Origin of the sequence: Streptacidiphilus sp. EB103A (assembly GCF_041261405.1) — a bacterium.
Lineage (GTDB): Bacteria > Actinomycetota > Actinomycetes > Streptomycetales > Streptomycetaceae > Streptacidiphilus.
The window spans coordinates 18,469-28,816 of sequence record NZ_JBGCAQ010000014.1 but is presented as its reverse complement, the minus strand read 5'-3'; the positions used below and the strand labels follow the sequence as shown (position 1 = coordinate 28,816).

Sequence of the window (10,348 nt, the reverse complement as noted above, 5' to 3'; positions counted from 1 at the left end):
CCAGCCACCCGGATCGGATCTGATTTCAGAACGTAGCACTCCACCGTGACGGTCGGCGAAGAAACAGCGAAATACCCCTCGAAAGGGGGGAGCCCCTTGCCGTTGGCAAGGATGACCTGGCTGGATCGACACACCGACGGGTGGACCCTGGGCAGTCACTAAACCCAGAGGGTGCACCTACGCCTATGCTGGCCGCGCCGCATCACACTGCGACACAAAGGCCGAGGGGAACGTCCATGACCGACAATCAGACCGCCACAGAGAGGGTGGACCCGACCCGGCTGACGGTGGCCTTCACCCACACCCACCAGTTCCTGGACATCTCCGATCGCGGTGTCCAGACCTGGCAGGTCAACCTGGCGGACCAGGGGCAGCCCGTGGGGGCCCTGCGCGCGACCCGCGGCCTGTACTGGAAGTCCAACAACCTGCGCGACCGGTTGACCGACGAGCAAGAGTTCCTGGCCCTGGTCGCCGAGCAACTGCTCGACCCAGACGGCTCATTCAATAGTGAGTTCGACGAGTTCACCGAGGGCTCCGGCAGCGTCCTCGTTGTCGAGCTGCTGGATCTGGCAGCGCCCTGGCAAGACCCGCTGATCCTCGCCGGGGTGGTCTCCTGCATCATCGACCGGCTGACCGACAACTTCTACGCCGTCGTCCTGCCCCGCGATCCCGCCGCCGATGGCCCTGCCCTGGAGCGGCTGCTCGCCCAGGCCGCCGTTCTGCTGGATGCCGAAGCCTTCTCCGAGCACCTTCAGATCATCGACACCAGCCTGGCCGCGATCGAGAAGGCCGCGCACCGCGTAGGCGAGCAACTGCGCTTCCGCGCTCACGCGCCCGGCGCCGGGGTGTGGGGCGAAGACGGGTGGCAAGACGAGGACGATGAGGACGATGAGGAGTACGAAGTCCTCACAGCCCGAACGGCCGCAGTGATGCGCCTGGCCCTGGAGCAGTTGTCGGCGGAAGCATGGCAGGAAGTGGCGGCTCTTGGCGGAGAGCGAATCGCACGCGGCACTGGCGGTGTCTTCGGATCGCTGCCGGCCGTGACCATGGGCCAAGATCACCAGTGGCGGCGGCGGATGGCGCGCACGTTCGACGACCTCGCGGCGGATCTCGCGCTCGGGCCCGCTGTCGAGCCACGCAGCACCGGAGAGGAAATGGCGCTGCACCTGGCGATCGCCAGGGCCCAGAACCTCACCCGTGGCAGGCCCCGGCTGGTCGCCGAGGCAGTGACTGGCTTGTTGGAAGATCCTCGCGACTACGACTGGGAGGGATGCTCGGATGTCCTGTTCGAGGACTTTACCGACTGTGCTGTAGCTGCATAGGTGTTCCATTGGGGTGATGTTTTGGTCTGATACGTCATCATTTACCAACTACGGCGGAACCATCCGGAACGTACTGGTCGGGGTACGGGCAGGAGCGATGATGCGTAGTTCGATGGTTCTGCAGGACCTGAGGGTCCAGGCACTGAAGCGCGCTGGCGGCGGTGCGACCTTTACGATCCTGGATCAGGACGCAGCCGTGGTCGACGAGGCCGACAGCTTCCTGCGGTTGTTCGAAGGCCAGGGCACGCAGCGGACCTACGCCTACTACCTTGTCGACCATCTCCGCTGGCGCCTTCGCGAGGGATTGACCACTGCGTCGGTGAGGCTGCTGGACCTGCAGCGCTACATGGGGGCGGTCGGGGCGGTCGTGCCGATGCCGTTCGGGCAGCCGTGGCGTCTGCCGCCTAAGCGCCCCTACGGCACGTCGGCGCTCCAGGGGGCTGCGGCCTGCCTGAAGGGCTTCTACGTCCACTCCTGCACGGCCTCCGGGGTGAATGCTGAACTGCGCCTCGGTCTGAGCCTCCACCGTCTTCCCACGCAGGCGGACCGCGATCGCGCCCTGCTCGGGCACACGCTTTCCAAGATGCCGGCCAATCCGCTGACGAAGAACGGGCAGACCCAGGGGCGCCCACGGCGACGCCACCCGAAGATGCTGCCCGAGGGGGCCCGGCCGGGGCTGGTTGGTGTGGTGAACACGGCCCGTGACGAGATGGTGGTGACGTGGCTGTCCGACACGAGCCTGCGTATCGGCGGCCTGACCGGTCTGCACCTGGTCGACCTGCACCTGCGGGACAACGCCGACTGCGGTGAGTGCCCCAGCCCGCACCTGCACGTCTGCCACCGCTGGGGCAACCCGAACAGGGCGGCAGCGAAGATCAAGCCGGACTGGCGCCTGGTGGACGGCGTGATCACCGGCGGAGAGATCTACCGGGCGAGCCCGGCGATGATCAGCAGCTACTTCAAGTACATGACCACCGAGTACGCGCCGAACGCCGCCGCTGGGCACGGGATGCTTCTGATCCAGTTGGCGGGGCCGAACCGCGGCGAGCCTTGGACCGCGGATGCCGCGCGCGGCGTGCTCAAGCGGGCCGGCGGCCGCGCGGACCTGCCGGGCCGAATCACGCCCAAGGCGTTCCGGCACCAGTTCACCAACGACGTGATGGACGCCTCCGACGGGGACCCGCTGGTCGCCAAGGCCGCCGGGAACTGGGCCTCGGCCAAGATGGTCGATGAGGTCTACGGCCACCCGGACCTGCACTCACCGGAGTTCGGCGCCGCGTTGAAGAGCGTCTGGGGTGAGGAATGAGGGCTCTGAGCCTGCTGCCGGTGACCTCGGTCGGCAGGACATCGCGCACGATCACCGACCGCCTTGAACTGCTGCGGGCACTGATCGCGGGGCCGTCCTTCGATCCGCTCTTCCGCGAGGACCTGATCCGCGTCCCGGGCGACCACCACGCCTACGGCTGGCTCTGCAAGGTCGCGGGCTGCCAACGGGCGGCGGAGGGCACCAGGGAGCACTGCCAGACGCACACGAAGGAGTGGATGCGGGTGAAGGCGTCGGGCGGCACCATCACCGACTTCCTGAGAGTCGTCCAGCCGTTGAAGGCGCACTCATGGCACGCGCCCCCCGACTGCCTGGTCTGCCCCGGCATCCCGTGCTTCAGCGGCCAGCAGCTGTGCTACCTGCACGAGAAGCAGTGGTCCCAGCGACGCACGGACTACAAACGGCGGACGGGACAGGACCTCGACTTCGACACCTGGCTGGGCCAGGCCAGGAGCTACCCCGGGTTCGGAGACTGCCAGGTCACGTCCTGCCCGACGCTGGCGGGCTTCCCGATGGGTCTGTGCTACCGCCACCACGCCCAGTACCAGCGCGAGAGCCGGCCCGGGGGCGCCCGGATGCCGACGAACTGGTCCAGGTCGCTGGCCAAGGACGGGCACGTCGAGACTCTCTATGACGACGAGGGCGAGTTCCGGAGCTGGTGCGCGCGAACGGCCCCGGCGCGGCGCGCGAACGGCACTGTGTCCCTCCTGGGCCTGCGACCGCTGGCCAAGGCTGAGATCCAGTGGACGCTCTTCGACCACGCCCAGGGCAGTGAGGAGGCTGCGGCCTGGCCGCTGTCCTGGATCCAGCTGGTCGTTGACCGCAGTCGAGACCAGGACGTGAATTCCCTGGTCGACCTCGATCTGGAGTCCTGCCCCCAGCACGTTCGACAGGTGACGAGGGCGATGCTCAAGCATCTGCGGCTGGTCTACTTCAGCCGGGAGGACACCAAGGAGGCCGGCTTCATCGAGACCGAGCACTTCGGGTTCCGCTTTCCGAATACCGACAGCCACATCGACCTCACCGGGATCTCGCAGCGGTGGCTGCGGGACCTGCTCTGGGACGACCTGGCAGCGGAGTTCACCACCAGCCCGTCCCGGTCCCGCAACCCGGTCGACTTCCGGCGGCGCGGCTGCATCGAACTGTCCGCGTTCCTACTGGCCCGCGCTCCGGGAGGCGGACAGGACCCCACCGTCTTGACCGGCACGCACATGGTCGACTTCGTCGCGGACCAGCGGCACCGGGCCCAGAACGGCCTGCCGTCGCTGGGGCTTCGCAAGCAGGGGCGCGAGGGCACCGGCGTGATGACCGACGGCATCGCCTGCGACAACCTGAACGGCGCCCGGCGCCTGCTTCGGAGCGCCATGGAGACGGGCGCTTCGGCGAGCATCGGCCTGGACCGCGCCTTCATCGTCGCAGTGCCCCGCGTCCAGAAGAAGGTCGGCCGCCGCAAGCCGTTCTCCGACGACGTCGCCAAGGCCCTGGCCGCACCGGACAACCTCGTCGCCCTCGAAGCCATGGACAGCGAGGACCGCGGCCTGCGCGACGCCTGGGAGGCCCTGGTGATCACCGGACGTCGCTGCAGCGAGGTGCTGAAGGTCCGCCTGGAGTGCATCGACCGCCACGGCACGATCCCGATGTTCTGGCACGACCAGACCAAGGTCGGGAACCTCGACGAGGGCATCCGCATCTCCGAACACCTCTTCGAGCGACTGCAGGCCCGCCAGGTCAAGACCTGCGACCGGTTCATCCAGCGCACCGGCCGTCCGCCGACGGACGCCGAGCGGCGGGAACTGGCGCTGTTTCCGCGCGCGACCTCCAACCGGAAGGGCCTGAAGGGCGTCTCCTACGGATGGTTCTCAACGTTGTTCACCACCTGGGTCAAGGGCCTGGACGTCGGAGGGGCCGTTCCCCACCAGGCCCGCCACACGCTGGCCACGAACCTTCTGCGGGCCGGCGCGAATCTGTCGCACGTCAAGCGCTACCTCGGGCAGATCTCGGACGCGATGGCCGAGCACTACGTGCACATCGCCAACACCGACCCCCGGCTCAACGCTGCCCTTGAAGCGGTCTGGGTGAGCGGGCCCGGGGCACCCGAACCCGGCATCCTGCTGTCCGGGGCCGAGCCGATGAGCCGGGAACGCGCTGAGGCCCTCCTGATCGACCTCTCCAGAACCTCGACACCAGCCGAGGGCGGCTTCTGCACCTTCCAGCCGGTCGTCAACGGCGACGCCTGCCCCTGGAACCTGAACTGCCACACATGCGATCAGTTCGTCATGTCAGGGGCCGACCTCCTCTACTGGATTCGCAAACGCGAGCAGTGGCGGATGCTGGCCGAACGCGCCCCCGACAGCGCGACCGCCGACTACCTGCACGAGGTGTTCGAGCCCACCGCCCGGGCCATCAACGGCCTGGAGCGCGCCCTGGAAGCACTCGGACTGCTCGACGACGCACTCGGGCTCGACCTGCGCAGGCCGCAGGACTACTTCGGACGGGTCTGGAGCTCCGCCTTCCGCGCCCAGGAACTCGCCCAACATGATCGCGAAGACATCGAGGCGGTGGCATGACAGCCGAGACGGGCCCGACGGCGGCGGCCATCGAGGCCCGCCGACGCCAGACTGAGCAGAAGCTGAGCCAGGTCACCACCGCCATCGGCCAGCTCCGGCGAGAGCGGGGCCGACTGACCGTCAGGGGCCTGGCCACCCGGGCCGGCGTGTCCGCCACGTTCCTCTACGAGAACGCGGAAGCCCGCGCCCTGGTGAAGAACGCCGTCGCCGACTCCCGCAGCCGCCACGACATTCACCAGCAGCAGCAACATGACCAGGTCGAGGCCACCTGGCGGGAGAGGGCGCTGAACGCCGAGGCACAACTGACCCGAACCCAGAACGAGGTCTTCACCCAGCGGGAGCGGATCGGGGAGCTCCTTGGGCAACTGCGTGACTTCGACCAGATGGTCCCCGGCGAGTCCGTCCAAGCACTCGTCACCGAGAACACCACCCTCAAGCACCGCGTCCAACAGCTGACCCGCGAACACGGCACCCTGCAGGAGCGCTTGGAAGGCGCCCGGTCCAACCTCCGATTCGCCGACAAGCGCATCGCCGAACTCGAAATCCGCATCCTGGAGCAGAAACCCCCACCCACGGACGCGTCAGCTGCCGCCGTGGCTGAGGTGACGGCTCTGCGAACAGCCGGTCGACGACAGCGCGCTGGCCAACTCGTCAACGAGGCGCCTTAGCGGAAGGGTGACGCGACTTGCTGGGCAGCAACCCGTCGAGCCCGTTCCGATGCCGCCGAGACGGCGGGCAGCGATAATCATGTAATGCCTTGCGTTGTGTCTGCACAACGCATACCGTTGCCTTTGTGGGGCTTCCTGCCCCGATTTTCTAAGGAGACGAGTATGTCGCTGTCCAGTCACATCCCGACTACGAATGCACGGGCGCAGAACGTCGCCGAGATGATCCAGATGGCCGCCGCGTCGCGGGACCCGATCCGCCGGGCCCAGATCCTGGCCGACGCCCAGGCGCAGCTTGCGTGGGCGGTGCGGTCTGCGGTCGACGAGTGCCTCGGCAACCACAGCTGGGCGCAGATCGGACAGGCACTCGGGCTGTCCAAGGAGAGCGCCTGGCGGCAGTACGACTCACAGGGCCCGATCGTCACGGTCAAGGCCGCCCAGTCCAAGGCCAGTGCCAACGCGAGCAGCCTGCAGCCCGAGGTCGCCGTCTATGCCTTCCAGGCGGACAGCGGCGAGTGGTTCGGCTCCGAGGACATGCTGCCCGAGGGTCAGTACAAGACGGCGTTCATGCCGTTCAACCCGCCCGACCCGGAGACTAACCGTTTCGCCGCCCAGACCCTCCGGGCCCGCTACGGCCCCTGGACCGGTGACGTCTCGTTCCACACCGCACTGCTGGTCGAGGCGGACGGCACCCAGCGCCGGGTGAGGGTCACCGACGAGATCCTGAACATGCTCTTCGGCGACGGACAGACGGCGCTCCGCCGGGCGCTGACCGCCCTGGTCCACGCGGCGATCTACAGCCCGGACGTCGACCCCACGTTCCGCGAGCTGGTCGAGACGGCGGCCCACGTTCAGGCACGGAGCGTCCCCGCGGCGGCCGCCCAGAATGGGGAAGTGCGGACCACCGCCGAGTTCGTCAAGGCGATCCAGGACGTGCTCGACGCTGGCGAACGCTCCCGGCCGCGCGACCCCCGAGTGGACCTGGCCCTCAGCCGCCTGAAGAGCATCGTCGTCGACTACACCGCATGGGCCCGAGCGGCGCAGACGGCCTGAATGAATCGTTGACCTGCGAAGGAGCGTCGCGGACATGCCCGCGACGCTCCTTCGCAGGTCAACAGCGTCACGAACACTTCGCGACTCAGAAAACTGGACCACGACGTCCTCATGCTCTTCGACGACAGACTCGACGGGCTCGAAGACCCAGGCAGTGAACTCAACCAGGCGATGGGCATGGTCAACCTTGCCCCCCTCGACTGGTTCTCCGAATTCGACTCCGACCAGGCCCGCGACGCAGACCGCGGCTTCCGCAACCCCTGAGCCGCGCAGAATGACCGCTCAGGGGTTGCGCCACCGCATGAACCGCACTGGCCGGCGGTCATGCCGATGGGCTGATCGTTGGGCCTGTCAGAGGGCTGCGGCATGATGGGATATCGATCGCTTACCTACTCAACAAGGAGATGCCACGGTGTCGTTGACGATCTCACCCGAGGTGGAGCACGTTCTCGGCAAGCCCAACGCTGACGCATTCCGAGCGGGACAGGGCCTGCCCGCCGAGTTCGAGTGCTACGCGTGTGGCGGGATCGGCCATGCCCATACGGACGCCACCGTCGCCTCGGTCCTTGCCACTGGTACGGACACCCAGATCGTCGTCCTGGCGCACGCGGCGTGCAGCCCGTCCGCTGTGCTGTCGAAGGAGCGATTCGACGCCATCACTGCCAAGCGCACTCGAAGCGACGGGGCCCAGGTCGCCTCAGAGAGCACCGTCGTCCAGGACGGGAAGGTCCACGGCCGCCCAGAGTCCCAGCCGATGCCTCCCCACCCTGTCGTGGGCTGCCCGGCCGGTGGCCTCCACCCTGTCCGTGACGGATTGGCAACGGGCGAGGGCCTGGCGGACCGGCTCGTCGCTGCCACCCTCGCACGCTGCTCACCATGCCAGCAGGCTGCTATCGCGCAGATCGAATCGGTACAGTCGCTGCCCGCACTGATCGCCCTGGTGGTCAACTGGGCAGCCAATTGCTCTCAAGTCACAGGTCGGGCGCATGGTCAGACGGGGCAGGCGGCCCTCGAGCGTTGGCGCTCCACGCTCGCAGGCGAGGTGCCGCGCCCGGTCCTGGAGGCCGCGAAGCGGGTGGACTACCTTGCCGGTGCCCGCGACTACGCCCACCTGGATGCCGGGAGGCTCGATCCGTACCTGCGCTCACTTACGCGCCGCCAGCGTCGCGCCATCGCCGAATCCTGCCTGGACGGCCTCATGGGGCTGGTCAGTTTGCTGGGGCTGTGACCCACTCCCATCAGGTCCGACGCACTGTGTTTGGAGGTGAGCAGAACGAGCCGTGCCAGGAGAACATGCCGCGGCGGCCGAGCCTGGCCAGCGTGGCCATGACGTCGTCGGCAGCCGTCCTGCTCGATCCAGCGCACCTTGACCTGGTCCAGGGCACTCTTGTTGTGCTTCAGCGACCCGGTCAGCCCCGGGTCCCCGGCTCCACTAGGCGGTTGGCCTTGTAGCCGGTGTCCTGAGCGAACCGGGGATGAAGGCTCGTGGGAGGAATCGCACTCTCAACGTGCCAAGCCATAGTGACTCCGCCTCACCGGTCGAGGGCTTGGTCGCCCCCCGTTCCGGTTGGTGGCCAAAGATGCAGCGCGAACCCGGGACCGCCGTCGAGGTAGGCGTCGATGCATTTCTTTGCTGAGGGGAATATGGGGGTGGGAAGAGCGCTGGGACTAACCCAGCGGACGGCCAGGTGCTTAGTGGGCTCAGTATTGGTCAGCTCACCTGACCATGTGCTCGTTGCAAAGCAAAACAGGACGAACGGGCCCTTCCCGTCCGATCCTTCCCCGACGTGGATGACATGGACGAGGCTGAGGTCGCCGGGCTTGCAGACCAGCCCAGTCTCTTCGTGCAATTCTCGAACCGCTGCTGCGTCGATGGGCTCCTCGTCGACTTTCCCGCCGGGGAGTGTCCATTTGGATTCCAGAGACCACGAAGTCTTTGCGAAGTGCAGCGCAGCGATCCGGTCCGCGGCCTTGTCGTGGACGATGACGGAGACGATCAGGCGTGTGGCGCCCATGAGTGGTGGTACTCCCCGATGATGATCTGAGCGGCTACGGCGACGATCAGCAGCGGCAACTGTACCGTCTCCCTGTGTAGTCAATCTCAGGATCGGACCCTTTCCGGATTCAGTCCCCAGTCCAGTTGGAGGTGGGGAACGCCAGCGGCGTGGGCCTAGCGGGTCGCTTGCTCGCGGCCAGCCGGGTCGCCTCGGCTGTTGCTGGAAGCACCTTTCCTGGGAAGACGACATAGACGTTGCTGTCATGCGAAAGCCGACATAGTGTCCCAGGCGATTCGCTCGAAGTCAGGAACTGCGCGCTAGGTTCGCCCGTCTACCCCCACCGGGCCGACGGCGCTGTCGGAGATGCGGTTCCGCGTTCAGACGGCCCGCTTCGCGGATCCCGGCAGCTTTTCCGACACCGATGGGTGGCTGCACCCTCCCTGGCTGCCTTGGGTGTGTACGCCGATGCCCGGCTCGCTCGGGGTCCCCAGCCCTGTAGCGGGCCATCTGGGCACCATCGGAGGGCTGCTCACTGAGGCCGACTTCGCACAGATCTATCGCACTTGAGGGTGAGCGCGCGGCTATTCGTCGGCACTGGGATCGTCCTCGAAGCCGAGGATGCGGGGGCGGCCGGAGAAGTAGTCGAGCTCATGGGCGAGGAAGCTGTGTGCGTGCGGGTTGGTGCCAAGTCCCGCGTCTACGGCCCGCTGGATCAGCCGCTCGAAGTACTGGCGCCGTTCGCGGGCGCTGAGTGGTTGGGGCGTGCCGGAGACTGCAGCCCGCGGAAAGGGGACGCCCTTCTGCTCGCTGGCGGTAATCACCAGGGTGCCGGCGAACTCGGAGAGGCTGACCTTTTCGGAGGCGCTGAGGGGCTTGTCCTCGGGGCTGGCGGTCATGTTGTCCCTTTCATGTCAGGAGTGATCGCTTCCAGCTTCACAGAGCCCGGCGGGAGCGCGCTGGACTTCGAGTCAGATCGTTGGATGTGCTCACCTGCGGCGCGAACTCCTCGTGCTCGGCGATGTGTTAGACCAAGCGGCGCGGGGAGGTCGATACCCGCGGGCGGTGACAACCGTAGGTTCGACGACGACGCGGCTGTGTGTACTGCGGGGTGACTCCGGATCGGGTCGGGAGAGCGCGGGTGGTGGCATGTCGAGTGGCCCCGAGGACAGCTTCACCAGGCAGGCCGACGGCGCACCATGGCGCACCGGACACCGTAGTGACCATCCCCGAGGAACAGCCCGTGCGTGGCGCCTCCGTCGCCGTCGACCTCACCGCCCTGGTCGGCCAGCGGCAGCATGCCGGGGCGTTCCCGGGCAGCGTCGACGACACCGCGACCTGGTCCGGAGCTCCACCGCCCTTCGCCTCACGCTCGACTTGACCCGAGAGCCCGAGTAGCCCGACCTGTCCCTGGAGACCGGGC

10 protein-coding genes are annotated in these 10,348 nt (G+C 67.4%); 8 read left to right on the top strand and 2 right to left on the bottom strand.

The genetic code is table 11. The features are described from left to right. Positions 1-236: 236 nt before the first annotated feature. The 7 genes from ABH941_RS23000 to ABH941_RS22970 all read left to right on the top strand — a co-directional run bounded on the left by ABH941_RS23000 (position 237) and on the right by ABH941_RS22970 (position 8,159). Positions 237-1,322 carry a hypothetical protein gene (locus ABH941_RS23000; protein ID WP_370131316.1) on the top strand — a complete coding sequence of 362 codons (1,086 nt, stop codon included), beginning with the start codon at positions 237-239 and terminating at the stop codon, positions 1,320-1,322. Positions 1,323-1,338: 16 nt separating this feature from the next. Beyond that, entirely contained in the window at positions 1,339-2,628 is a 1,290-nt protein-coding gene (locus ABH941_RS22995; RefSeq protein WP_370131315.1) for an integrase, read from the top strand. Next, complete coding sequence (locus tag ABH941_RS22990) at positions 2,625-5,213, top strand: tyrosine-type recombinase/integrase (RefSeq protein ID WP_370131314.1); 2,589 nt, start codon at positions 2,625-2,627, stop codon at positions 5,211-5,213. The genes ABH941_RS22995 and ABH941_RS22990 overlap by 4 nt, the downstream gene beginning before the upstream one ends. Next, entirely contained in the window at positions 5,210-5,881 is a 672-nt protein-coding gene (locus tag ABH941_RS22985) for a DUF6262 family protein (RefSeq protein ID WP_370131313.1), read from the top strand. The genes ABH941_RS22990 and ABH941_RS22985 overlap by 4 nt, the downstream gene beginning before the upstream one ends. A 162-nt stretch (positions 5,882-6,043) precedes the next feature. Further along, a complete protein-coding gene (locus ABH941_RS22980) occupies positions 6,044-6,931 on the top strand; it encodes a hypothetical protein (RefSeq protein ID WP_370131312.1) in 888 nt (295 codons plus the stop codon). A 111-nt stretch (positions 6,932-7,042) separates the two neighbouring features. Next, on the top strand, positions 7,043-7,195 hold the full coding sequence (locus ABH941_RS22975; protein WP_370131311.1) for a hypothetical protein: 153 nt from the start codon (positions 7,043-7,045) through the stop codon (positions 7,193-7,195). Positions 7,196-7,343: 148 nt separating this feature from the next. Further along, entirely contained in the window at positions 7,344-8,159 is an 816-nt protein-coding gene (locus ABH941_RS22970; protein ID WP_370131310.1) for a hypothetical protein, read from the top strand. A 304-nt stretch (positions 8,160-8,463) separates the two neighbouring features. On the opposite strand, the gene ABH941_RS22965 is transcribed toward ABH941_RS22970, so the two are convergent. Further along, a complete protein-coding gene (locus ABH941_RS22965) occupies positions 8,464-8,946 on the bottom strand; it encodes an NUDIX domain-containing protein (RefSeq protein WP_370131309.1) in 483 nt (160 codons plus the stop codon). A gap of 563 nt (positions 8,947-9,509) precedes the next feature. Beyond that, a complete protein-coding gene (locus ABH941_RS22960) occupies positions 9,510-9,824 on the bottom strand; it encodes a hypothetical protein (protein WP_370131308.1) in 315 nt (104 codons plus the stop codon). A gap of 344 nt (positions 9,825-10,168) precedes the next feature. On the opposite strand from ABH941_RS22960, the gene ABH941_RS22955 reads away from it, so the two are divergent. Continuing rightward, a complete protein-coding gene (locus ABH941_RS22955; RefSeq protein ID WP_370131307.1) occupies positions 10,169-10,306 on the top strand; it encodes a hypothetical protein in 138 nt (45 codons plus the stop codon). Positions 10,307-10,348: the final 42 nt, after the last annotated feature.

What these genes read in the sequence shown, in the direction of transcription:
- ABH941_RS22985 (WP_370131313.1), top strand. Translation starts at nt 5,210, where the DNA reads ATGACAGCCGAGACGGGCCCGACGGCGGCGGCCATCGAGGCCCGCCGA.
- ABH941_RS22990 (WP_370131314.1), top strand. Translation starts at nt 2,625, where the DNA reads ATGAGGGCTCTGAGCCTGCTGCCGGTGACCTCGGTCGGCAGGACATCG.
- ABH941_RS22995 (WP_370131315.1), top strand. Translation starts at nt 1,339, where the DNA reads ATGTTTTGGTCTGATACGTCATCATTTACCAACTACGGCGGAACCATC.
- ABH941_RS22965 (WP_370131309.1), bottom strand. Translation starts at nt 8,946, where the DNA reads ATGGGCGCCACACGCCTGATCGTCTCCGTCATCGTCCACGACAAGGCC.
- ABH941_RS22960 (WP_370131308.1), bottom strand. Translation starts at nt 9,824, where the DNA reads ATGACCGCCAGCCCCGAGGACAAGCCCCTCAGCGCCTCCGAAAAGGTC.
- ABH941_RS23000 (WP_370131316.1), top strand. Translation starts at nt 237, where the DNA reads ATGACCGACAATCAGACCGCCACAGAGAGGGTGGACCCGACCCGGCTG.
- ABH941_RS22980 (WP_370131312.1), top strand. Translation starts at nt 6,044, where the DNA reads ATGTCGCTGTCCAGTCACATCCCGACTACGAATGCACGGGCGCAGAAC.
- ABH941_RS22975 (WP_370131311.1), top strand. Translation starts at nt 7,043, where the DNA reads ATGCTCTTCGACGACAGACTCGACGGGCTCGAAGACCCAGGCAGTGAA.